Genomic DNA, 22820 nt, shown 5'->3' with positions numbered 1-22820 from the left:
GGAGTGTCACGCGGTGGTCTTCAAACCAGTTCTGATTGGAGACGTTCCTATGGCGAACGACGCGGAAATGGAATATGCGTATGCAGCTGCGAACTACCGTGCTGGCGCTAGTCGCCGGCGGTTTGATCAGTGGCTGCGCAACGGGGCCCACCAGAAAGCCGGGTGACCCATTCGAACCTGTGAACCGGGCGATCTTCACGTTCAACGACAGGGTCGACATCTATATCGCCGCTCCGGTTGCGAAGGGCTATCAAAAGGTGGCGCCGCAGCCGTTGCGCACGGCGGTGAGCAACTTCTTTTCAAACCTCGGTGACCTCGGTAACGCCGCCAACAACCTGTTGCAATTGAAGATAACCGACGCAACAGAGGATATTGTGCGTTTCGCGTTGAACTCGACCTTTGGCCTAGGCGGCCTGATCGATTGGGCAACGCCTGCCGGCCTACCGAAGCACCAGCAGGACTTCGGTCTGACGCTTGGCCACTGGGGCATCCCGTCGGGCCCATACCTGGTCTTGCCGCTATTCGGTCCGAGTTCAGTACGTGATAGCGTGGATCTAATAGTCGACGTGAGGGTCAATCCGCTGAACTACATCGAACCTGCGGTACGCAATCCGTTGTATGTCTTGCATTTCGTGAGTGTGCGCTCAGATCTGCTGGGCGCCACTGACCTGCTGCAGCAAGCCGCGCTTGACAAGTATTCGTTTGTACGTGATGCGTACATGCAGCAGCGCCGCGCGCATTTGCTCAGCACAAGCGATAAGGCCGCACCGTTGCCGAACTATGACGATCTGGGCGACTCCGGGTCGTCGACGACACCTGTCAACGACGCTCCCAATGGGCCATAGCAGCCCGTATTGTTCCCGAAAGACGCCCACTAAACACGATCTCGCGAAAAGATGCCGTGTTATTTGGGGGCGGCAAAGGCGTCGGATTTGCTCGAAGCGTGGTTGCACTACCTCGAGTGTCGAGCTTCTACTTTGGCCAGCAGTAGATTCAGTCCTTCCGTTATGGTGGGATGGGCGATGACCGCATCGCGCACAACCGTGTATGGAAGTTTGCCGAGCATGGCCATCTGAACCGTTGAAACTACTTCGCCAGCGTTAGTCCCAAGCATCGTAAAGCCGAGAATCTCGTCGGAGCTGCTGCTAACCAAAATCTTCATGAAACCGTCCGTTTCGCCGTTGGTACGGGCGCGAGGCACAGCAGCCATTGACAAGCTTGCGACCCTGAACGGGATACCGCGCGCATTTGCTTCTGTCTCGTTGATGCCGATTCTTCCTAGCTCCGGTTCGATAAATAGCGCGTATGGGATAACCCGGTCTGTCTTGGTTCGCGAGCCGCCGTCCAGCACCGATTTCAACACTCGGTAGTCATCAAAGGAGGCATGGGTGAACATGGGTGTGCCGGCGACTTCGCCGATTGCCCACGTCCTCTCTGCAGTCGTTGCTAGTCGCTCGTCTGTGACGATGAAGCCGCGCGAATCTACTTCAACTCCGGCAGCAGCAAGACCAATGTTACGGGTGTTAGGAGTGCGCCCGGCCGCGACGAGAATGTGCGTGCCATTCACGGCGCTGCCGTCTGCAAGGATAATCTTTACCTCCTGCCCTGAGTGACCTTCGATACGAACAGCCTTGACGTTGGTACGAATATCGATTCCCTCGTGAGTCAGCGATTTTTCGATTGCATCCGTGACGTCCGGATCTTCACGCGTTGCGATGCGCGGGCCGTCCTGCAACACAGTCACCCGACTTCCGAGGCGATGAAACGCCTGAGCCAGTTCTAGCCCGATGTAACCACCTCCAAGAACAACCAGTTTTTCGGGTAGCACTTCTAGCTGGAGCGCTTCGGTATGTGTCAGCGGAGCTGCTTCCCGCAGGCCTTCGATATCGGGCACTGCGGCAGTCGTGCCGGTGTTCACAAACGCGTGGTCCGCCTCAATGACCCGGCGCTGCCCGTCGGGCAGGTGCACCTCGAGCACACGTGGCGCAACGAACCGCCCATCGCCGATTATGAGTTCAAGACCAGATGCATGAAAAGCGCTGAGATTGACCTGCACCATCCCGTCGACAACAGATCGAACTCGTTCACGCACAATTTTCATGTCTGGGGCCGCTTGTGCCGCGTTGCCGCTGAGGCGCGCCAACTCGTTTGCAGCATGCGTGATGCGCGCGACTTGGATCAGCGCTTTCGTCGGGATGCAGGCGACGTTTATGCAAGACCCCCCAATCATTCCCCGCTCGATAACCGCAACGTGCTTGCCGGCCCTTGCAAGATCCATCGCAAGTGATTTGCCGCCCTTTCCTCCACCAAGAAACACATACTCGAAATGTTCGGTAGTTGCCATGTCGGCTCTCCAATCCAGGTTCAAGGTTCCGGTCGCCACGCGGGCGGCTCCGTGATTGCTCAATCGTATGCGACGGCGAACTAAACGGCGACGTTAGCCAAGCGCAAAATCATGCTCGTTCGGATCAATCTTTTGGTCGCCTACTTCATACTGGTCATGGAATATCTGTAACGCAGCGATGCTGTCGACAGTCGTTTCAAGGTAAAGCGTGCGGTGCGATAGAGCGTACACGGCTCAGGAACAAGACCGAGCAACCAGATGAGTCGAATGAGCATGAAATTGAGCCGAGCGGGCGTTACCCCGAAATCGTGAAGTTACTACACTCGGTGCGAAGTGTATTCGCGAATGGAGGTCTGCGGCCGTCGCCAGCGGCCTCAACGGCTTGCGCCGCGCTGACTTTCTTTCGGGCGTCTCATCTTTGATTAGGAGCAGACCATGAGATTCTTCGCCACAATTTTGGCCTTGGCCGGACTGATCTCTGCCTCAGAGCTAGCCCATGCGGACGACGCCCTTGTCCTGAATTTCGAAACCCATGCAGCTTTCTTTTCCGCAGAAATGGGTTTGCAGCACGCATTGGATCCACAGGTTTTCGTTCGAGCCGCCGACGCTACTGCAGCGATCGGACCGCAGGGCATCGCCCACGAAGCTAATCTCCGAAATGCGCGGAGCGACGATCTTGATGCGACACCAATTCTTAACGCGAAGGGTCGGTCGCTTCCAATGACGCTGGGCCAATGGCTCGGCGCGCGCGGCACTGTGACACTTACCCCGCGCAGCGACGGCAGTGAGCGGATTGTGGCATCGCTGGCGGGCCTAGAACCCAACGGTGAATACAGCCTCTTTGAAAATCACTTTGACCAGAATCCGATCGCGTTTACCCCTCTCGACGGAAGCGCGCGCAATAACTCATTTCGGGCGAACGCGAAAGGGGACGCGGTGGTTGACATGGTATCGCCGAGCACACTTACGCATGACAACGCGATCCTCTTGGTGTTCCATTCGGATGGTCAAGCTCACGGAGGGGCACGTGGGATTATCGGTGTCGATGCCCACCACCAACTGATCGCGCGCCCGCATTGAACCGCACGCCTAGGGACCGGTGCATCTGAAACATGCTCATCGGCGCAGTTCCGTCACACCTTCGTCTTCGTCGACAGGGATCAGTCAGTGGAACCGGTCGTGAGGGAATCGGGGAATGAGATGTCTACAGCCTTTCACAGCAGAGTGTGCAAGGCTCGCCAATGGCCTTCCGAATCGTGACGGCGATAGGCGTGCTTTTCGCGTTCAGCCGGACGATGATTCCGACTCTCTCGCTCAGATGTTTAGCGGTGACGGGAACGGTATCGCAGATGAAGAATTCCTCTCATAGTGTGCGTGGTGGCGGTGACGCGGGGCGAGCGAGTCGGTCGCTCGTAGTGGCAAGAACGATCAGCATTCGAAGATGCAAAGTGTTGACGTACTTCGAGAATACGGCCCGTGAAAAGAAACGATAAATGCCGCGTTTAGCTTGACAGCAAGCGGTATGCGCTTCTGCGCTTTCCTCGGTCGATAGTTTCTGGCGTCCGCAGTCGGAAGGTACTACCGGCGAGCCCTGCTTAGGACAGAAACGTCTAACATCCAGTCCGCTTGTGGTCCATGCCGCGACCGTCTCGCCCGAGAACGCTTCCTTGGCGCGGGGGCGTCGTGCGCCCCTCGGTTCGGGATCTCCTGGTGCATCGTCCATCGCATTGCTCCGTCGTTATGATGACGGCAACCTTCGTGACGCACGTATGCGCGTTCAAGACGGGATGCGCGCTGAGAATAGGTCAAAGGCAGTCTCAAGACCTACGGTCCGCCGCTGGGATGGCGGCTGGTGTCTGGATCCTGCGGTCGTACATACCCCCAGCCGTCAAGCACCCCTAAAAACGGGTGCGCAGTCCGACCGTAGCAACAACCTGATTTGACGTCGATGAAGCACCACCGGCTGTGTTGATGAACGCGACGTAGTTATGACCAATCGCGTGTTGATACATTCCCTCGATATAGACATCAGTGCGCTTCGAGAACAGATAGACGGCTTGCAGATTTATTTGATTCCATTTTGGATCATTCCCGTACGCAGTGTTCTTGCCATTGCCGACGTGGCCGTCGGTGTAGGTATCGGCAATACCCAGGTTGACCGCCGGCGTCAACGCATATTTGCCGTTCAACTCGAAGTTGTCAAAGCGCATCGTGCCGCTGTTCCCTGCGTTGGTCTGTCCAAAAGACGTGGTCCCTTGAAACTGGCTGTGCGTGTAGACAAAACCTACGGTCGCCGGCCCGAATTTATAACTGAGAGCAGCGCCCGCCGTCCGCTGGACATCAGCACCGAGATTGAATCCACCAGTGCCATTGGCCGTCGACTCAGCGAGGTCAACCGCGCCAGCGCTCCCCGACGTCGTATTCGTCGAGCCGTTGATCTGCAAATAGCCGGCCGCAAACGTGAAAGGACCGGTGGCATAACTTGCGCCTGCACTGTAGGCACGATTGACTGCAAAATTCGTACTGTTCGAGAAGGCGTAGAGGCCGCCGAAAGTAAATCCTGCATAGTTTGTACTAGTGTATTTGACTGCATTATTCATTCGAACCGAATGATTCAAGTTGTCGTTATCGAATGGATGCGCGAAGCCGGTGTCACCGAAAGTTCCCGCAGTGCCGGACAAAGGCGCAACAAAATCGACTAGCGAATCATATTGCCGCCCCAGCGTGACCGTACCAAATTGGGTCGAACCGAGGCCGACGTATGCCTGACGTCCGAACATCCGGCCGTCTTGCCCTAATCTTCCGTTCTGAACGTTGAAGCCGTTTTCGAGCACAAATATGGCTTTCAGACCACCACCAAGATCTTCCGCGCCGCGAAGACCGAAGCGACTTCCGTTGATGTTGCCGCTCGTCGCCTGTATCAGGGCACCCTGTGAACCACCTTTCGACACATTGTTGGTGTACATCAGACCAGCGTCGATCAAGCCATATAACGTCACCGAAGTTTGGGCCTGAGCGGTTGAGGCAGCGACTAGCCCGGATATAGCGCATACGGCTGAAATCTTCCTCATGAGAGCCTCCAGATATTGAGCGGCGGAACAAGTGGTTTTTCGCGGTCATTGGATTGTCGCTCACAAGAAAAATTGGCGTACTACAAAGCGTGGCGCGTTTGACACATTGAAGTTCAGCCACATCTGGTCAAATTCTCTGAGGGCTATGGTACGAGATCAGGCTTCGTGCTCAAGTCTGGTGCTAGCCCGCGAAGAAAGCTGCTGGTCGGGGACCGGTGCAGAAGGCGGCAACGGTTGGCTCAAGGCAAGGCGCCGCATTGGTCTCTAGCGGTTTTTCCACAACGATCTCTTGGGCGATACGACCCAGTTGAACGTTGCGGCCGTAACGCAATTCAGCCTGCGCCATTTCAATTACGCACTGGTGATAAGGCACCATCATTGCAACGAACTCTGGGTCTGTCTCGACGCTCGCGGTTATGGACACTGTGCAATGAAACATTCCCATTCCCAAGAATTTTTTGCGACTCAGTGAATTCCTTAGCCCTTTGAGCCGTTCGAGCATGGAATTGAGGCAGTCAGGCATGGGGTAAATGAAAGCGCATGTCTAGACTCTGCGTTCCGTTACATGCTCTCATTCTTGCCATGCTTTCAATCAAAAACTTCCTGGTAGCTCTTAGCCATGCTGATCGTCTCGGCGTAAATCTCGTCCGAATTTCGATCGCTGCCGTGTTTATCTGGATTGGTCTGCTCAAGTTTGTGCCATTCGAGGCCGACAGCATCACGCCGATGGTCGCGCATAGCCCGGTGATGTCCTTTTTTTACAAGCATCCCGATCAATACAAGGAGCACATGACGCAGGAGGGCCAGCTGCGCCCTGAACAACGTGCGTGGCAGACCGAGAACAACACCTACCGGTTCGCGGATGGACTCGGGGCAGTTGAACTGACCATCGCTCTGCTTGTTCTTCTGAATCCCCTGTCTCGCCGCGCCGGTTTGGCCGGTGGAATGTTGTCGTTCCTGACGCCTGTCGTCACTCTGTCGTTTCTCGTGACGACACCTGAAGCTTGGGTTCCGGCCCTTGGTGATGCGCAGCACGGGTTTCCCTATTTGTCGGGAATGGGGCGGCTGATTTGGAAGGACACCATGATGATGGCCGGCGCTGTTGTCGTGATGGCCGACTCCGCGCGTGTCCTGCTGCAAGAGCGACGCTGAACGGTGCAGCCTTTGCGATGTCCAGAAATCAGCCGCGAGCCTTCGAACGAGGCCGAGAACGGCAGATGGTGACCGGAGTAGCCCCTTGATTCTCAGGAGGACACCTGACCTAGCGGGCAGCTACGCATTGACAGAACCAGAGGTTATCAGGAAGGCGCGGTCGTCTCTGACCGCATAACTTGATGTCTGCCTGATCAGATACGAGTCTTGGACCAACTGGTCCCATCCCCGGTCGTGCGGCAGCTCCGGCTTATGGACGACTTCGTTTCGCCGCGTCGATCAATCGAATGGCTCCGCCCGCAATGAAATATTCAGGAGCCGCATGGAAGTTGGTGGCTTTAGTTATAGACACGTCCATCGATGGCGCCGCTGAAAAAGAAAGCGAATTAACGACACTGTGAAGATTTATTCAAAGCGTATCGAGACTATATCGTTTTGCATGACTGTCGATGCCATAAGAAAGGCGCAAGGCAAGTCCGATCCAAGAGCATTTCCGATTGACTCGCGAGAGCGTGCTCTCGCTGAAATCGACCTGCTTCGTGACACTTTGCGAATGCTGGGCGCAGATCTCAACGATGTTGGCGAGACCTAGCCAAGGAAACCGCTCCACTGCCGGGTCGGCAGTCGCTTAGGCGACGCGTCGGCCTTTGACTGACGTTACAGCTCTAAAGCTAGGCGGGGCACATCTACGCGCTGCCCTACGCTCGCGGGTCGCCGGAACGACAGTTTGCAGCACCGGCGCATGCGTCATGCTATATGTACATACGAGGTGTGAAGGGCGCGGTGTGCCGCTTCCGGGCTCACTCAACATTCTTTCTCAATCGGTCTTTCTCGCCGCCCGATTCGCTCCAGAAGAACCGATGCACGAGGCAGGTTCGCTCCGAATCAGCGCTTGCGTTTACAGTGGCATGGTGGCGGGGAGGCCATCCGTACAAGAACGTTCTAGACCGGGTTGGCGACTCCCAATAGGCTAGTGACTGATCGCAGTTACCTGTTTTCAAGGGGGCGAACGGTGGGCTCCGATGAGCGGCCAGTTCAGCTCCATTGTCGACGCGCGTCTACGAACTTCGTTCGATGCGTAGCTTTGCGATCGGTCAATCGTCACTTGAGAGCCTTCTATGAGCCAGATTCACATTCCGACCGATCATGAACACGTTCAGGTCAAGCCCGGTCGCCGTACCGGTTTGCCCGTCATGATCGCTGTACATTCAACCGTGCTTGGGCCGGCAATTGGCGGCTTGCGCATCAAACACTATGAACACGCATCGGATGGTCTAACGGACTGTCTGCGGCTTTCGCATGCCATGACGTATAAGGCGGCTGCAATTGACAATGGAACGGGTGGCGGCAAGGCGGTCGTGCCATTACCTACTGGCATGACCTTGAGCGCGCCACAACGCTCTGCTTTGCTGCTGGACATCGCCGAGCATATCCACTCGCTCGACGGAGCATACCTTGCCGGCCCGGACGTCGGCACCGGCCCGGAAGACATGGATTTCATGTATCGGCGCACCCGCTGGACCGGGGGTCGCTCTAAAGCTGCGGGCGGCGCAGGCGGCACGACGTATGGGACGTTCGTGGGTCTGTTGAGTGCGATTAACACCGCCGTCGAGGTCTCGCTTGACAGAAACTCGCTGTCCGGCTTGCGCTTTAGCATTGTGGGCCTGGGCGGGATCGGTGCTTCGCTTGCGAAAACCCTCAAAGAGCAGGGGGCGGAACTGATTGTGTCGGACATCGACCCGGCAAAAGAGTTACTTGCCAAAGAACTGGGTGCCCAATGGTTGCAGCCTGGGGAAGCGCTGCTCGCGAATTGTGATGTGCTCGTGCCTTGTGCGTTGGGTGGCGTGTTCACGACCGAAAACATTGGAAGTTTGCGATGCAAGGTAATCTGTGGTGCAGCCAACAATCAGCTTGCCGTCGATAGCGTAGCGACGACACTGCTCGAGCGCGAAATCGTCTATGTACCGGATTTTATCGCTAGCGCGGGCGGCCTGATGTACGCATCGGGCGTTGAAGTCCATAACCGTACAGCGGATGCGGCTGAAAAGCACGTGCGTGACGGCATCGCGCAAAACGTGCACACGGTCCTGCAGGAATCGAGGAAGCTCGATATCCCAACAGTCGAGGTTGCTCTGACGATAGGGCAGCGCAGGCTGGATGCAGCACAGGCGCGTCTCGCGTAGGCGGATAACGACACCATACCGGCGCCCGGCGCTGCGGGAAGCGACGGCGCTGAGTCTTCGGTGGTCCATAGCCCGGTCAGTAACGCCCCTGGCTCGGCTATTATCGCTACCGGCCCGCCACAGCGCCGTGCGCAGGTTCTGGGCGCTCAATGCGTCCGGGACTGCCGCAGTTCGCGGAACCCTCGTTTTCAACGCCGCTACTTGGAATATGTTGTAAAGATCAGATCCGATGCGGCGGGCAATTTGGTGTGACAAGCAAAGCAGCTATTTATGATTTTTACACTCGGATTAGCCTTGCCGTTTTCAAACTGCCCGTAGCCCCATCCGCCCGTACTAGCGTAGCGTTTGGAGTCTTTGACCTCAACCTGAACGTTAGTCGGAGTTCCTGCGACAAATGATTGCTCCCGGCCAAAGATTGCGTTGTTACGCTCAGACGGCACATATGCGTAAGCAAGCCGCACGATAATCGAGCCTTCCGGGAAAGGCAAAGTCCCTTCCCGCAACGCCTTCATTGCAACGTCGTTCCCGAGGATTGCACGAATGTCGTTATTGTTGCCCGCCTCATGGGCAACGCTAACGAATCCCCAGTCACGGTAACCTGGCGGAAGCGTCACGCCGAAGACCGGCGAAGCCTCCGCGTTTGATCCCTCAGAGGTGCTAGCTCCAGCCGCAACTGATAAAGCGCTCGTGGCACCGACGAAAAAAGACACAAAGACAAGGGAAAAAAGCTTTCGGTTTTTCACAAGATCCTCCAAATTGAACGCAACTGAACTCATTTGCTTTTTTCAAGCGGGTTCGACCACTTCCCCTTCTCAACTCGGGCTCCCGGTACGCCACGTCAACTCTCCCGATGGAAGTCACATGATCGACTCGCTGGCGGCCCGATTCACCAGTGGCAACAAATCCATTTTTTGATTATCGCCGGCATATAGCCGTAGTTTTCTGCGGACATTGCGCCGCAAGCCGAACGCTCAAATCCGATGGGGTCCTTCACCTCGCGACTGCGTCGGCGTGGTCTCCGCCAAGCGAATGGGCTTTGTCACACAAGCGGTACCGGGTCATCTTTGTTTGAGTGAAGTGAATTTTTTTTCGCTGACGCGCGAGTCACGACAGTGACCTTGCATTGGAAACTGGTCTTTCAAAACTGCACTATCTCCCCCCAAAAAACACGATGGCGGACGCCCATAGCGATCAAATGCGGGATTTATATACTGGTCTATCCGGTTGGCTTCGGTTTAATATCGGCTCGATCCGTGCGATCCCGGCAAAGCGATCGTCCGGGCGACGAGAACTGCGTGCGATTACGAAGTCTACGGCACTCGCGCTCTCGCCGCCCAAGCACCGGGCGTCAGGGATCGGCGTAGAGGCGCCGGGCATGAACGCAGTAAGCAGCACTTCCTCTTGACCCGGCCTGATGTTCCCGGTAGCGGGCGTGTGACCTCATCCCCTAGAGCACGCCTTGGTCCGTCGGGTCCTCCTTGACAGGATAATTTCTGAGAAGCTTTCGGTCATCTAGCTGTCGATAACGGGCGCGCTGACTTCCCGATGCGAATTCGGACAACACGCATATCCGCCGATGGCGAGTGCTGCGGCGCGCAACGCCTTTCCAATGATTGCTTCCGAATTTTCGTCCATCGTGCTGGCACTAGATGCGCTTGGCCTTACAGCCAGAAGATAGGAGCGCGAAACAAAGAAACCGAACGCAATCTACACCCTGGTCGGTGCAGCCAAACTGAATGCGCTTGAACCTGAGGCCTACCTGCGGCACGTCATTGCTCGCATCGACTAACTTTTGCCATGGATCGTTGCCGATCAGCCTTTACCGCAACGTCGCGTGAGCTCAACAGGCTGTCAAGAACGGGCGTGCTCGGATGGTTTCAAATTTAACAAGCCGGCGTGTCAGATGTCAGGCTTGGTTCGTCGCTTCCGACCGACGGGTCATAACCTGCGAAGCAGTGCTGGATAGTGCACAAGCAAGATGACGTCTGACTTTGAGGATGTGCCCGGCCTCGGTGACCCGGGGGGCCTATCTGGACTATTCATTGATGGCCGGGGGCTGCACTATCGGCCACCTGTTGCGCGCGGAACCTGCTTGACTTGCACCGCCGAATTGAACAGCGACGCTTGAGCGAACGCTTTACCTCAGCAAAGGCCGCCGTCGGCCCATCGCAGTCAATAGACCGGCCTAGCATTCGACTCGGCCGATCGTTGCTGTAACACATCTAACATTACATCGATCGGTTGATGTTTACTGAAGAGCCTCGATTGCGCGAATCGTAGAGCAGACGAACCTCGTAGACCGCACGCGTGAACCGCGATAAGCAGTTTTAGAGGCGCAAAGCACCTAGGTCTGCACACTACATCGCGCGAAATTTATTCCAATTGCCTAGCATTGGCAACGTTTCCCGTATACATTCTTCAAATCTTTCCTTTCGGGAAATCTTGCGGCACAAGTTTCCTTTCCAGACGTCACGCAACTTACGGTAACGAACGTTGGCCCGAACGGAGCAAACAACAACGCTATGGGGATGACCAGGTGCTCGGGTTTTAGCACAACAACTACCACGAATCGCTGAGGTTCGCGTGCATGGAGTCACGAATGGAGTTAGGCAAAGCGCTAGCTATCAAGCTCCGGGAAAAGCAGCAATGGCCGTTTGCCTGACTGTTCAAGGTTTCCCTGATCTGCGGACTCAATGTCCTACTTGAACTCATTCCGGGCGGCGCCTCTTTTTTCCGGAGAACACAGTGCTTGGGATCTACATTTAGCCGTCACTGGCTAAGCCCACCGACACCACTCAAAGGTCAAGATCGTGCCGCCTACCGAGTTGCTGCTGGTGGCCCGGCAGCGGCGCTTACCACTTGTATGGCAGGAAGCCTTCGTTTCGTGGTGACGGGTCGTGACCAGTAACGCTGTTTTTAACCAGAATCGTAAAGTAGCCCATAGAACCCAATGAAAATCCAATCCGTCCGCATACAAAACTTCCGCACGCTGAAAGACGTGACAATCCCTTTCGACACGGTTACGACATTCATCGGGCCAAACGGTGCCGGCAAGTCAACTGTGCTTAGGGCGCTCGATTGGTACTTTAACGGTAAATCGGGCACGTTGACTGGCAAGGATTGTTCCTTTGGTGCAACCGGAGAACCAATTGAAGTGCAAGTGACGTTTATGGATCTGACCGAGAAAGATCGCGAAGCACTTGGCAAGTATGCTCCCGCAGGAGTCGAGAGCTTTACCGCATGGAAGCGCTGGACGACTGACGGCTCTGAGGTCATGTCGGCGAATGCAAAGAGCTTTCCTGAATTCAATGAAATAAAGGCAGCCAGCGGTGCGACGGCGAAGAAGGAGTTGTACGCGAGTCTACGAAGCAGCCGCGCGGACCTCAACCTCCCGGCAGCCAGCTCAGGTGCGGCGATAGAGCAAGCGATGACTACTTGGGAGTCTTCCAATACTGAAATGCTCGTTGATGCTCCGGAAGCGCTGCAAACAAACTTCTTTGGCTTCAATAGTGGCGGCAAGATGAGCGGACTTTTCGATTTCGTCTTAGTCACTGCTGACCTCCGGGCGAGCGAGGAGTCCGTCGACGGAAAGTCAAGCATTCTAGGTCGAATCCTTGAGCGCTCAATCGATCGTGCTGCTGCAGATGAAGAAATTGCTAAAATCGTCGAAGAGTCGAGGGCAAGGCAGCAAAGTGTCTACGAGGAGAAGTTCAAAGCAAGGCTCGATGCAATAACGACACAGCTTAATGAGGTCGTCATGTCTTACTCCCCTGGTCGGGCTGTCACGGTCTCACCGGCCGAGGTCGAGCTCAAAGCGCCCCGAACCACATTCGAGGTGGCCGTCCGCGATGGCGCAACTGAAACGGCTGTAGAACGTCAGGGACACGGATTTCAGCGTACGCTGCTTATCTCAGCACTGCAACTTCTGGCACAATCCGGGGCAGCGTCGACAGAAGGTGTCATCTGCCTGGCAATTGAGGAACCAGAGCTTTTTCAGCATCCGATTCAAGCCCAGACTTTCGCAAAGGTGCTTCGATCACTCGCCGAGGACGCGGGTAAGCGCATACAGGTGACGTACGCGACACACAGCCCTTACTTTCTTGAGGCACGGCATTTTGACCAGGTAAGGCGCCTGACGAGATCATCTGGCGATACTCCTGTGGTCAGTGTCCATCTTGCGACGGTTACAGCGGTGAAGGCCAGGCTGAACGATGTACTTAGTGCTGACAAGATAGACCGTCAGCTGGACGGCATCGTAGAGAATCAGCTCACCGTGGCACTCTTCGCGCATCGCGCCTTCATCGTGGAAGGCACCACAGAGTCATCAGTTTTCTATGGCATCGCTGACAGAACGTCTATCGGCTCGCTGGAGGCCGCCGGCGTGTCCGTCGTCCCGGCTGGGGGCAAGGGGAACATCCCTCTCGTGCATGCAATTCTGACCACTATTGGTGTCCCAGTGTATGCGCTCTTTGACGCAGACAGTGGCTTCGAAGCTCGTGCGAAGGCCAAAGGACGTGATCAGACACAAATCTCCGGAGAACGAACTGGTCATGCCGCAGGGAATCGTGCTGTGCTCAGGTATTTCGGGCGCGCCGAAGAGGACTTTCCGCTTGCAACCGTTGCTGATGACGTCGCCATTTTTGGCGATCATCTGGAATCTTTCCTGCTGGAGAATTGGACTGAATGGGAAGTGGCCTGCAAAGACGTGGAAAAATCTGCAGGCATCAGTCTCGCGAAAAACCAACTTGCCTATCGGACGGCAACACTTAAATCCAAGGGTGTGGTGCCAGATATGCTTCAGCAGGTCCTGGTCAAGGCGGCGGGTAAATAGACGTACATGGAATCGCCTGCGCGAGTTGGAGGAAGACGTTTAAGGCCGACGAAGACGGTTTGGCGATATGGCTTGCTGCCCGTTGCTAGTAAGACACCCAGCTAACCAGGCGATACCGGCAAACAGCTTTCGAAAGATTCCCGCTTGACCACTGAGGTTTGCCGCCATTCTAGATCGACCGTCTCGTGCTTACCGAGCCCTAAGCCCTGCGATCTGCAAATTAACTTCTCTAGATAGTTCAACTTCTATGCGTCGCTAGGTACCTGGTGTGGAGCAGAGGTGTTAAATGGTCGGCTCGGGTAGTATCAGGACACCTGATTTCTTTATCGTTAGTCGGGAAGTGCTGAGATCTGGTCGATCCTGGCCTTGGCGCGTTGCTCGTAGCAGACAAAGCGTTCTTGTGAAATTGGGTCGTACCTTCGGCAGTCGTCCCTGGTCGCAGCAGAATAATCAATCTCGGCGCTGACGAGCGCCGGATTCGACGCAGCGCCGCCGCTCTTCTTCAGGCGTCTCTGGTACGCCGTCCTTTCCATGCCTTGGATTGAGCCGCGCGGCAACTCTATCGACGGGTTCATTTTCTGGATCGACGCGACCATACGGCTAGCGTCATTTACAGCAGTGTCTCGCTCAGCCGAACAGTAAAAAAGCTGGGTCGGGCGATTGGCTGCCAGAATGTACGCCAAAACGCATGTCATGGGGGCGATTGGTGCGCCTTGGGTGGGGCGATATCCTGCTTGTCCGGCTATGGCAACTTCGCCTTTCAAGGGTGGCAGATCGATGAGGCCGGGATTCTCGAGCGAAATCGAGGACGTGAGCGTACCGTCTGCTTTGACGCGCGCTGCCAGTTGGTCAGCGGACATGCTTTGCCGGATGTCTTTTTTTGCCTCAATGAACCAGCGGGCGGGTACAAAGCGGTCTCTTTGCGTCACCGTACTGATCTTCCACACCACTGGCTTTTCTCCGGATACGATTCCCACGCACGTGCCCACTTCATTTTCATCGCCGGTAGGAGTGTGGCAGTCCGGCGAGCTCCCAGTGGCCAGTGGCGCGTTGATTCTTACCCGGACATTTTCCCAGGTTAATGTCGTGTCGTGCCACGCCAAAGTCTTCTCTGGTGCAGGTTCGGACGCGGGACTTGGGGTGTCTGGCGCCGACGTGGGGGCAACTGGAAGATGGGGCGTCGGCACTTGGTTTTTGTTGGGCGACAGTATTGCCCCGGCTGCCACAGCCACGGCAAGCGCAATATAGGCCGGTGTTTTACTTGCCTGCATGGTTTTCACGCTGCTATGATCGAAGCCAAAGTATTATTAATTAGAATGTCAAGCGGGACGAGTGTACACCGTAGCGCAGAGAGAAGACCATGATCGAGAACGAGAATCCGTTTGCAATGCAAACGGCGTTTGGCACGGATAGTTTTGCCGACAATCCGGAGCCGAGGTGCCCCTGTGTCCTGTTGCTTGACCGCTCAGGGTCAATGGCGGGCGAACCCATAGACGCGCTCAACGCAGGGCTCGCACAGTTCAGAAGCGAGCTGCTATCAGATCCTCTTGCTGCCAAGCGGGTTGAGACTATGGTGATCTCATTCGGACCCGTCACGATGGATACCTCCTTCCATACAGCGCACAATTTTGTGCCGCCTGTGCTGAGCGCCGGTGGCAATACCCCAATGGGCGCTGCGATTAACCTGGCGCTGGATGCCCTCGAGTCCAGAAAGAGCGAGTATCGGGCGGCCGGCATCGGTCACTATCGGCCATGGATATTTCTGATTACGGACGGCGCGCCGACGGATGCCTGGCAAGCGGCGGCACAACGGATTCGCGAAGGTGAGAACGGCAAGAAGTTCGCGTTCTTCACAGTTGGCGTAAATAACGCCGACATGAACGTCCTTCGTCAGATTTCTGTTCGTACACCGATTGCCCTTAGTGGTCTTAAATTCAACGAGCTGTTTATGTGGCTGTCCGGGTCGTTGAGTTCGGTCTCCCAGTCCACGCCTGGTACCGATGTCGCTCTCAAATCGCCGGAAGGTTGGGCATCGGTGTGACCTGGCGCTTCGTCAGTTCTTGCGTGGCAGGCACCTCTCACTCGCGACAGTCGTTGCCTTGCCAGGACAACTGTTTCGTCACCACCGCCGCAGGCGCGGACGGCAGAAACTGGTTGATTGTAATCGCGTCGGACGGGGCGGGGAGCGCTAGCCGTGCAGAGGCCGGTGCTGAAATCGCCTGCGAGGTTGGTGGGCACTTTCTTGTCGAGGCTATCGCCGCGCCAGACGTTGAAATGACTGCCGCATTGGCGCATGACGTTCTCGGTGCAATCAGGGCGGCAATCGACGCGGAAGCAGCGCGCGTAGAGGGTGGCATGCGTGATTTCGCGTGCACGCTGGTAGGTGCAGTCGTTGGGCCGGAGCGGGCCATGTTTTTCCAGGTCGGTGACGGTGCGATTGTGGTTCGCCGCGATGGGGAACTCCAATGCGTGTTCTGGCCAGAGTCAGGGGAGTACGCCAACATGACGTACTTCGTGACTGATGAACTCGCTGCGCAGCATTTGCATATTCGGGTGGAGGATTCCCCAGCTGAAGTCGCCCTAATGACGGACGGTCTGCAGCGCCTTGCACTTGTCTTCGCGGATCAATCGGTCCATGCACCGTTCTTTACGCCCATGTTTCGAACTTTGCTTGATGCCAGGTCCGAAGACTGTGACCGTCTTTCTGAATCACTCTCTGTGTTCCTTGCAAGTGACGGAGTCAACGCCCGCACGGACGATGACAAGACGCTCATTCTGGCAGTAGAGGCTCACGAGGGCGCGCCGTGAAGCAACTGTACGACGAGGCAGGTAGCCTCGTTACCTTGCAAAAGGAAATCGGTCGAGGAGGCGAGGGTAGCGTCTTCGAGTCAACCGAGTTTAGTCGCGATTCAGTGGCCAAGGTTTACCATAGCCCACTGCCGACCGACAAGCAGTCGAAACTGCGGGCAATGGTTCGCCTCGGCAATGGCCATCTCCGCCAGATAGCCGCATGGCCCACTCAGCTGTTGCTTCGCCAGAAGGGCGGTGCGATAGCGGGCTTTCTTATGGCTCGGATTGAAGGCTACCAGCCGATTCATAACCTCTCCAGCCCTGCCAGCCGCAAGCAGTTGTTTCCCGATGCTAACTACGCATTTCTTGTGCATGTAGCAAGGAATGTTGCCGCCTCCTTCGATGCAGTGCATGCCCATGGCCACGTGGTGGGCGACGTCAACGAAAACAACTTTCTCGTTGGAAGAAACGGCACAGTAAAGCTAATCGATTGCGATTCATTCCAGATATCGGATGGCGGCACCAAGTATACCTGCGACGTTGGAGTTCTACTTTTTACGCCACCGGAATTGCAAAAGGTTGGCACTTTCAGGGGAAGGGAGCGTGCCGCCAATCACGACAACTTCGGGTTAGCGGTATTGATTTTCCAGTTGTTGTTTCTAGGTCGCCATCCGTTTTCTGGCGTGCCATTAGGCAAGGGTGATGGATCAATCGAGGAGGCGATCGCTGGTTTCCGTTTCGCGTATGCGAATGACCGACGCCAACGTCAGGTTGATTCGCCACCGGATACGCTTGCGCTTTCGTTTTTTCCTCCGGAAGTCGGGAGGGCTTTCGAACGTGCTTTTACTGAGCATGGCGCGACGGGCGGTCGGCCGCTAGCCCGAGAGTGGGTTAGCTTGCTTGATAGTTTCAAATCTTCGCTGCGAGCTTGCGGGCAGGTCGCAGACCATAGGTATCCGCCGTCGCAAGCGAGTTGCCCGTGGTGTGACATGGACACTCGAGGCCGCCCCGCATTCCTGTCTCGAGGCGCTGGCCATAAGCCAACATCCGCTGCCGCTGGTGGCGACGTCGCTTCACTTTGGGCTCTGGCGCAATCGCTGGCTGTACTGCCGTCTCTCGCTCCATATCAACGGCCACAATCCGCTGTGATTGGGAAGGCCGTCTCGTACGGTCGAGCGGAAGTCCTCAAGTATCGCGCGGCGGTCTCTGCAATCGCACTTGTCGCTTTCTTCGCGACCCTTGCCTTGCCTGAAATCTGGATACTGACGCTCATCGGTGGGGCAATCGTGCTGGCGGCCGTCAAACACCCCAAGGGACACAGAATCGCCTTGCTTGAGAAACTTGCGGTGGCAGCGCGGTCAACTTTTGGAATAGCGCTGGAAGCGTACGAAAAATTGACGCATGACCCACGTATGTCCAGCGAGCTCGCGAAACTGCAGCGCATCAAGACGGACTTCGATGGCTTGCCGTCGAAATATCAGCGATTGATGCAGGAACTTCATGCATCTATTCGCGACAAGCAACTTGCCGCATTTCTCGATGGCGTTCTGATTGCCGAAGGTGAAATTGATGGCATCGGTCCTACGCGAATCAGCGCTCTGGCCTCTTTCGGCGTTGAGACTGCAAACGACATCGAATACAACCGGGTGGTCAGAGTGCAGGGAATCGGCGACGCCCTCGCGAAGCGGCTTCTCGCCTGGAAGGGGAAAATCGCCGCGAAGTTTCGATTTGATCCGACCCGAGGTGTGCCCCAGCAGGACATCACTGCGCTGAATGCGAAGATTGCCGGAGAGAAAATGCAGCTCGAGCGAGATATGCGTGACGGCGTTGCACAGATCCAGCAGTTGCACTCTTCGGCGCTGGCCGTACGGCAGGCCGCGCGCGCACACCTTGATGCGGCGGCCCTTGCTCTCGACCAGGCGGATGCAGATGTTGCGGTTAGTCGGAAATGACAAAGATGCGACGTAGGCTCTCCCGTGTCGTGTTCATGGCGGTTACGGTTTTTTGCGTGCTGGAAGCGACTTCAAATCGCGCCCAAACCCCTGAGCAGGCTTCTCCTGATGATTCACTATCTGCATTTTTCGCGGCTTTCCGGGGAAAGCCGGTGGCGACGGTCCCTGCGCCTTCATTGGCATCGCCTTCTAATGGATCGGTCGGAGCGGTAGGCGGAGCTATCGCAGAACCGGCGCGCCAAGCCGCGAATGTTCCTCCAGTTCTCCCGTCTTCTTCGTGTCCGCCCGGCGTTGATCGGCTCGGGTGTCCGCAGGCTTCTGGAAACCCCTATGCACGCGGCGCCTATAGCCAGACTTGTCCGCCTGGATATCAGCGTGATCCCACGGGATGCGTAATGGCTGCAATGCCGCCACACGCACACAGGCAGGGAGATGCAGGCGGTTGGGTTTGCGACTTCGGGTTCGCACGTACGGGGGACGTCTGTGCGGCACCGGTTACTCCGCCGAATGCCCATCTGGCTAATACCTCTGTCGGTTGGGAATGTGATCGGGGATTCCATCTGATCGCAGACAGGTGCGCACAAGTGTTCATTCCTTCAAACGCTCATCTCAGCGTTGACGGCGGCCGATATGAATGCAACTACGGATACCGCGATATCGGTATGAGCTGCGTTCCCTGAGCCGCTGGCCCGACCACTAAGAGAGATACAACTCGAACATTATGGCCACCACACGAACTACAAAGCGACCACTGAACAAATGCGCTGACTGCGGACACACCTGGTACCCGAAAGGCAGGTCTGTATCGTTGAAGTGCCCGTCCTGTCACGGGTCGAACACCAAGCGAGCTGGCATGGGCATCGGCGCTGCAATCCTGGTGGTCGCCGGATTGGCTATTTTCGGTTCGGGAAAGAAAAATGACTCTGGGACCACAGCGCCTCCTCAAGCCACCGATGCGTCGGCCGTGGTGGAATCGTCAGCGCCGGAAATATCGACGGTATCAAACGCGCACGTGTTAGCGTCAGATGCGGCTGTCACCACTGGAGGCGCCTCGGCGTTGTCACAAGCTCAGCCGATGGTGGCCGTCCAGCCGCCGCAAACCACCGGCGCTTCATCGCCGAGTGAGGTGGCAGCAGGGGAAATCGGTCGAGACGATGGTGCATTGAACTCAAGAAATAACCCCTCGTCTGCTGACGGTGCGTCAGCCGTCCCAAGTGCAGCAGACGCGCAACCGGCTATGCTGCAACGCGAGCATCATTGATTCGAGGGGGCCGCAGCCGGACGCGATCGCACGAGCGTCTGGATAGTTGCTTCCAGCGCTTGAGCAACGGAATGGGTTGCGCCTCATCGACGTATGGAAGATGCGACGGTGAGAATCCAATGCCGCCGGTAGAAAAAGCCGGCGACGGGAATGGAGGCGGTGGGCCCCATCCGGACCTTGGTACACAGAATTGCGTTCGACAGCGTAGCCGCGCATTCGTAAGCGAAGGGGACTTCGTGTCTACGTCAACCGATGGGTATCACAACTTTCTCGCGCGCAGGAAGCCGTGTGCGGTTTATGCAACATGCGACGTCCTGACTCTTTTTGACAGACATCCGTACCAGACTTTGATAGCCTTGGCAGTGGCAGAGCATCCGACGACAGGAGGGCTTCACCATGCTGCGATGGCTTGCAAACTGGGCTTTACGTCACGCACCTACTCCCGAGAAACAGGCTGAACGTGCCTTGAATGACCTGCGCATGGAGCTGTTTCAGGCTGAGCAGCATGTGCTGGATGCGCAGCTACGCGCAGATTACTACCGGGCCCGCCTGGCCTTTCTGGAGGAAGTGACAAGGAAAGGTATCGAGCAGGTATCAGACGAGCGAAAGGGTCAACAGGATCCATCGCCGACGCTGAGACCGGGACTGAAACTGACGGCGGCTCAATAGCGACTTGGTCCGGGGTCTTCGAGCCGCAGGCTGCGCGCAGGTCGTGAAAATGGCCACCAGTATCGGGCCGCGCTCGATGCGGCCAGATATATCCTAGCGGTCGCCAACTCCTTGCTTGTGGGAATCACGGAGTAATCAAGTCCGAAACTTCCTAAAATCCTGGTGTTGGAGGTGCCTGGAGTTTCGTCTGGACCGACTGACAAAAAATTAGATCTTTAGCACGCGGATTGCTGCGAGACAACGTAATGTTGTCGTCAGCGTCGAGTTCGTTCAGGATAAGACTCATACAAGGCACCTCCCACGCCACGGCCAATAGCGACGTCGTCCGGAAAGCTTCTTATTGGGTGGATACGGCGCAACCATTTCCAGCTGCGTTTTAAGTTCGCCGTAGCAACGTACGTTGAGGAATGCATTCACGTCGCGAAACTCGTACTCCACCCTGCCGCAGGGCCGCCAAGATAGGCGACTCCGTCGACCTTAAGACCACGGTTATCAAGCAAGGAGAGGATGCCTCCGGCGTCATCAAGGAAATTGTCAGGGAGATCGATTGTGAGTGGCTGGCCCGGGGCAATGGTTGTCGGCTGCAGTTCCTGGGACGTTTCAGGTTTCGTCACTGACCAGCCAGACACGTCCAGAGATCCGGTGGACATATTCGCAATCACAAGTCTTCCAGTGCCGTTGCAAGCCGGTTGAGGGAGGTGAACTCGGCGGGGGGTGGTGTTGAAGGCAAAAGGTTGCCAAGACCGCCACCGCTGAAATCGTAGCGCGGTGCCTCAAAGCCCGTGGTGCCATCCAGGGGCTGTCCTTCTGCGTCCGTCTGCCAGGCCTGTGTCTGGAAGGCGAGAAAGATGGCCGTGACACGGTCCGTGTTGGTGCTCAGCAGGAAGATCGCCCCGTCATGCCACGTGCCATTCTCGTGAAGCTTTTTATCTATGGCGGGCGGGTCTCCCTGAGCCATATGTGTGTTGTCGATGCCAAACTGAGGGGTCTCGCCGAAGACGGCGTCCGTTTGGCCACGAGACGTTCGAAACTGGCTACCGACGATGACGATGTCGTCGTTCTGCTCGCGGGCGAGACCGAGCAATGCACTCAGACGGTGTACGAGGTCGTCCCCGCCACTACTCTGGCTCGGCAGCACGCGCATCTTGCGAGGATCGAACAAGTTTCCCTTGATGTAGTCAACAGCGCCCGCCGCATAGCTACGCTCCTGGTCCGCAAGACCAGATTTGAGCTGACGTAGATGAGCGACAATCGGATGCCGGAAATCCTCATCGACCAAAAAGTTCAGGTAGCTCTCAGCTACTGGCAATCCCGGCATGCCTTTCGACGACTGCACATTGACCGTCGCGAAGAATGAGTCAGAGCCCGCGTCAATCAGCATCCACAGATGAGGGTTGCCAGCTGGTGCAGGCTTGAAGCGGTCGATTTTTCCTTTTAGACAACTGTAGTTGATCTGTCCCATATTGCGCTCCTCGGTACACAGAAAATTAGTTAAACCGGTCGTCCGGTCTGTCGCAAATCGGCTCAGTGTTTTCGGGAGGATCTGCGTGACGGCGCCTCGCTTCGCACCATCCGGATAAGGAGCATGCCACGCTAGATTGTGCGGGTTACCACCGAAAACCTCGAGGCGTCGTCGGATGCTATGTGCTCTACCGCGCACATCTCGGCAGAGCGTAGGTTATCTGAAATACGCCGCACCTATGCTGCGCTTTCAGGCGAGCATACAGGAGGCAGTATGTCATCGAAGCCCACGCTTATTCTTGTCATGCGCCACGCGGAGAAACCAGTCGATCCGATTGATCCCAACCTTTCGGAGGCTGGATGCGCGCGGGCAGAGGAGTTGGCGTCCTACATACCGGAAAAATTCGGCCCACCGGATTTTATATTCGCAGCGGCGATTTCGAAGAACAGTGCGCGGCCGTATGAAACGGTTGAGCCGTTGGCCAGAAAGATTGGAAAGCCGATTGATGCTACCGTCGCGGATCAGGATTACGGCGCTCTGGCACAAACCCTTTTATCTGCGCCGCAATATGCGAACAAGAAGGTGCTCGTCTGCTGGCACCACGGGAATATTCCGTCGCTGTTGCGGATGCTCGGCTGCAAGGCCGGGGACTATCCGGATCCTTGGGATCACACTGTGTTCAACCTCCTTTTGCAAGTTCGATTCGCTGATGCTTCGTCCACGGTCGAACAGGTTGAAGAGCCGTTCTAGGCAAGCGTGCGCCGCAATGTTGCTTCGCAACATATCGGTCCGAGGTGGGAGTGTGGCAGAAGAGAAAGCAAGTCAATATTGGCCTGGATACCGACAGGACGGCTTCGGCATGCTCGCTGACCAACAGTCGTCGGAGAAGCTTCGGTTGACGCTGAAGTGATCGAGCATTACTCAATGGATTTCGAACGGAGGCGATACGCATTGTCTGATTGCAAACGGGTTGCTATTCGACCGTCTTTGGTTTGCGCAGCGCTGAAACGCATCTTCGGCGCTACGAATTTGTCACTGAAGACAAGAGGTTATCGTGGAAATCTGCATACTATCGGCGAGATACGGCACTGTCACGAGGTCCAGA

At 56.3% G+C, this 22820-nt stretch carries 16 protein-coding genes and 2 pseudogenes; 12 read left to right on the top strand and 6 right to left on the bottom strand.

The features are described 5' to 3' along the window. Nucleotides 1-80: 80 nt before the first annotated feature. Nucleotides 81-839 (top strand): annotated as a pseudogene (locus B0G80_RS28980) (VacJ family lipoprotein); the annotation flags it as partial. Nucleotides 840-952: 113 nt separating this feature from the next. Here B0G80_RS28980 and B0G80_RS28975 read toward each other — a convergent pair. Then, nucleotides 953-2344: an FAD-dependent oxidoreductase gene (locus B0G80_RS28975; RefSeq protein ID WP_116121425.1), complete on the bottom strand. Its 1392-nt coding sequence runs from the start codon at nucleotides 2342-2344 to the stop codon at nucleotides 953-955. A 435-nt stretch (nucleotides 2345-2779) separates the two neighbouring features. Here B0G80_RS28975 and B0G80_RS28970 point away from each other — a divergent pair, with 435 nt between their 5' ends. Further along, nucleotides 2780-3424 (top strand): hypothetical protein, encoded by a 645-nt coding sequence (locus B0G80_RS28970; protein ID WP_258879064.1) that lies wholly within the window; start codon nucleotides 2780-2782, stop codon nucleotides 3422-3424. An 818-nt stretch (nucleotides 3425-4242) separates the two neighbouring features. Here B0G80_RS28970 and B0G80_RS28965 read toward each other — a convergent pair. Together B0G80_RS28965 and B0G80_RS28960 are read right to left on the bottom strand one after the other, a co-directional pair. Further along, a complete protein-coding gene (locus B0G80_RS28965; RefSeq protein WP_116121424.1) occupies nucleotides 4243-5415 on the bottom strand; it encodes a porin in 1173 nt (390 codons plus the stop codon). 181 nt (nucleotides 5416-5596) lie between these two features. Then, nucleotides 5597-5917 carry a DUF305 domain-containing protein gene (locus B0G80_RS28960; protein ID WP_309568794.1) on the bottom strand — a complete coding sequence of 107 codons (321 nt, stop codon included), beginning with the start codon at nucleotides 5915-5917 and terminating at the stop codon, nucleotides 5597-5599. 80 nt (nucleotides 5918-5997) lie between these two features. On the opposite strand from B0G80_RS28960, the gene rclC reads away from it, so the two are divergent. Beyond that, nucleotides 5998-6567: a reactive chlorine resistance membrane protein RclC gene (rclC, locus tag B0G80_RS28955; RefSeq protein WP_116123747.1), complete on the top strand. Its 570-nt coding sequence runs from the start codon at nucleotides 5998-6000 to the stop codon at nucleotides 6565-6567. Between the two features lie 1118 nt (nucleotides 6568-7685). Continuing rightward, nucleotides 7686-8750: a Glu/Leu/Phe/Val dehydrogenase dimerization domain-containing protein gene (locus B0G80_RS28950; RefSeq protein ID WP_116121423.1), complete on the top strand. Its 1065-nt coding sequence runs from the start codon at nucleotides 7686-7688 to the stop codon at nucleotides 8748-8750. Nucleotides 8751-8947: 197 nt separating this feature from the next. Here the strand turns inward: B0G80_RS28950 and B0G80_RS28945 are convergent, their stop codons facing one another. Continuing rightward, complete coding sequence (locus tag B0G80_RS28945; protein WP_258879063.1) at nucleotides 8948-9493, bottom strand: cytochrome P460 family protein; 546 nt, start codon at nucleotides 9491-9493, stop codon at nucleotides 8948-8950. Between the two features lie 959 nt (nucleotides 9494-10452). On the opposite strand from B0G80_RS28945, the pseudogene B0G80_RS28940 reads away from it, so the two are divergent. Together B0G80_RS28940 and B0G80_RS28935 are read left to right on the top strand one after the other, a co-directional pair. Continuing rightward, nucleotides 10453-10539: pseudogene (locus tag B0G80_RS28940) on the top strand (transposase domain-containing protein); the annotation flags it as partial. Between the two features lie 1161 nt (nucleotides 10540-11700). Next, the gene (locus B0G80_RS28935; protein WP_116121421.1) at nucleotides 11701-13581 is read left to right on the top strand and encodes an ATP-dependent endonuclease; all 1881 of its coding nucleotides are present in this window, start codon (nucleotides 11701-11703) and stop codon (nucleotides 13579-13581) included. A gap of 329 nt (nucleotides 13582-13910) precedes the next feature. On the opposite strand, the gene B0G80_RS28930 is transcribed toward B0G80_RS28935, so the two are convergent. Then, nucleotides 13911-14861, bottom strand: a complete 951-nt coding sequence (locus tag B0G80_RS28930; RefSeq protein WP_147309934.1) for a hypothetical protein — start codon at nucleotides 14859-14861, stop codon at nucleotides 13911-13913. 80 nt (nucleotides 14862-14941) lie between these two features. On the opposite strand from B0G80_RS28930, the gene B0G80_RS28925 reads away from it, so the two are divergent. The 5 genes from B0G80_RS28925 (at nucleotide 14942) to B0G80_RS28910 (ending at nucleotide 20253) form a co-directional block, all read left to right on the top strand. After that, nucleotides 14942-15622 carry a VWA domain-containing protein gene (locus tag B0G80_RS28925; protein WP_147309933.1) on the top strand — a complete coding sequence of 227 codons (681 nt, stop codon included), beginning with the start codon at nucleotides 14942-14944 and terminating at the stop codon, nucleotides 15620-15622. Continuing rightward, nucleotides 15619-16389, top strand: a complete 771-nt coding sequence (locus tag B0G80_RS28920; protein ID WP_116121419.1) for a PP2C family serine/threonine-protein phosphatase — start codon at nucleotides 15619-15621, stop codon at nucleotides 16387-16389. The genes B0G80_RS28925 and B0G80_RS28920 overlap by 4 nt, the downstream gene beginning before the upstream one ends. Further along, nucleotides 16386-18323 (top strand): helix-hairpin-helix domain-containing protein, encoded by a 1938-nt coding sequence (locus B0G80_RS28915; RefSeq protein ID WP_116121418.1) that lies wholly within the window; start codon nucleotides 16386-16388, stop codon nucleotides 18321-18323. The genes B0G80_RS28920 and B0G80_RS28915 overlap by 4 nt, the downstream gene beginning before the upstream one ends. 853 nt (nucleotides 18324-19176) lie before the next feature. Then, complete coding sequence (locus B0G80_RS45445; RefSeq protein ID WP_147309932.1) at nucleotides 19177-19584, top strand: hypothetical protein; 408 nt, start codon at nucleotides 19177-19179, stop codon at nucleotides 19582-19584. Nucleotides 19585-19980: 396 nt separating this feature from the next. After that, nucleotides 19981-20253, top strand: a complete 273-nt coding sequence (locus B0G80_RS28910; protein ID WP_116121417.1) for a hypothetical protein — start codon at nucleotides 19981-19983, stop codon at nucleotides 20251-20253. A 658-nt stretch (nucleotides 20254-20911) separates the two neighbouring features. Here B0G80_RS28910 and B0G80_RS28900 read toward each other — a convergent pair. Next, complete coding sequence (locus tag B0G80_RS28900; RefSeq protein ID WP_116121415.1) at nucleotides 20912-21715, bottom strand: DUF2278 family protein; 804 nt, start codon at nucleotides 21713-21715, stop codon at nucleotides 20912-20914. Nucleotides 21716-21988: 273 nt separating this feature from the next. Between B0G80_RS28900 and B0G80_RS28895 the strand changes: the two genes are divergently transcribed. After that, nucleotides 21989-22465 (top strand): histidine phosphatase family protein, encoded by a 477-nt coding sequence (locus B0G80_RS28895; RefSeq protein ID WP_116121414.1) that lies wholly within the window; start codon nucleotides 21989-21991, stop codon nucleotides 22463-22465. Nucleotides 22466-22820 lie beyond the last annotated feature (355 nt).

The sequence above is a fragment of the Paraburkholderia sp. BL6669N2 genome (genome assembly GCF_003387275.1).
In the GTDB taxonomy this organism is placed as follows: domain Bacteria; phylum Pseudomonadota; class Gammaproteobacteria; order Burkholderiales; family Burkholderiaceae; genus Paraburkholderia.
This window is presented reverse-complemented; position numbering and strand designations above follow the sequence as displayed.

Coding starts and splice junctions, on each gene's coding strand:
- B0G80_RS28975 (WP_116121425.1), bottom strand. CDS start 2,344: ATGGCAACTACCGAACATTTCGAGTATGTGTTTCTTGGTGGAGGAAAG.
- B0G80_RS28970 (WP_258879064.1), top strand. CDS start 2,780: ATGAGATTCTTCGCCACAATTTTGGCCTTGGCCGGACTGATCTCTGCC.
- B0G80_RS28965 (WP_116121424.1), bottom strand. CDS start 5,415: ATGAGGAAGATTTCAGCCGTATGCGCTATATCCGGGCTAGTCGCTGCC.
- B0G80_RS28960 (WP_309568794.1), bottom strand. CDS start 5,917: ATGCTCGAACGGCTCAAAGGGCTAAGGAATTCACTGAGTCGCAAAAAA.
- rclC (WP_116123747.1), top strand. CDS start 5,998: ATGCTTTCAATCAAAAACTTCCTGGTAGCTCTTAGCCATGCTGATCGT.
- B0G80_RS28950 (WP_116121423.1), top strand. CDS start 7,686: ATGAGCCAGATTCACATTCCGACCGATCATGAACACGTTCAGGTCAAG.
- B0G80_RS28935 (WP_116121421.1), top strand. CDS start 11,701: ATGAAAATCCAATCCGTCCGCATACAAAACTTCCGCACGCTGAAAGAC.
- B0G80_RS28925 (WP_147309933.1), top strand. CDS start 14,942: ATGATCGAGAACGAGAATCCGTTTGCAATGCAAACGGCGTTTGGCACG.
- B0G80_RS45445 (WP_147309932.1), top strand. CDS start 19,177: ATGGGCATCGGCGCTGCAATCCTGGTGGTCGCCGGATTGGCTATTTTC.
- B0G80_RS28910 (WP_116121417.1), top strand. CDS start 19,981: ATGCTGCGATGGCTTGCAAACTGGGCTTTACGTCACGCACCTACTCCC.
- B0G80_RS28900 (WP_116121415.1), bottom strand. CDS start 21,715: ATGGGACAGATCAACTACAGTTGTCTAAAAGGAAAAATCGACCGCTTC.
- B0G80_RS28895 (WP_116121414.1), top strand. CDS start 21,989: ATGTCATCGAAGCCCACGCTTATTCTTGTCATGCGCCACGCGGAGAAA.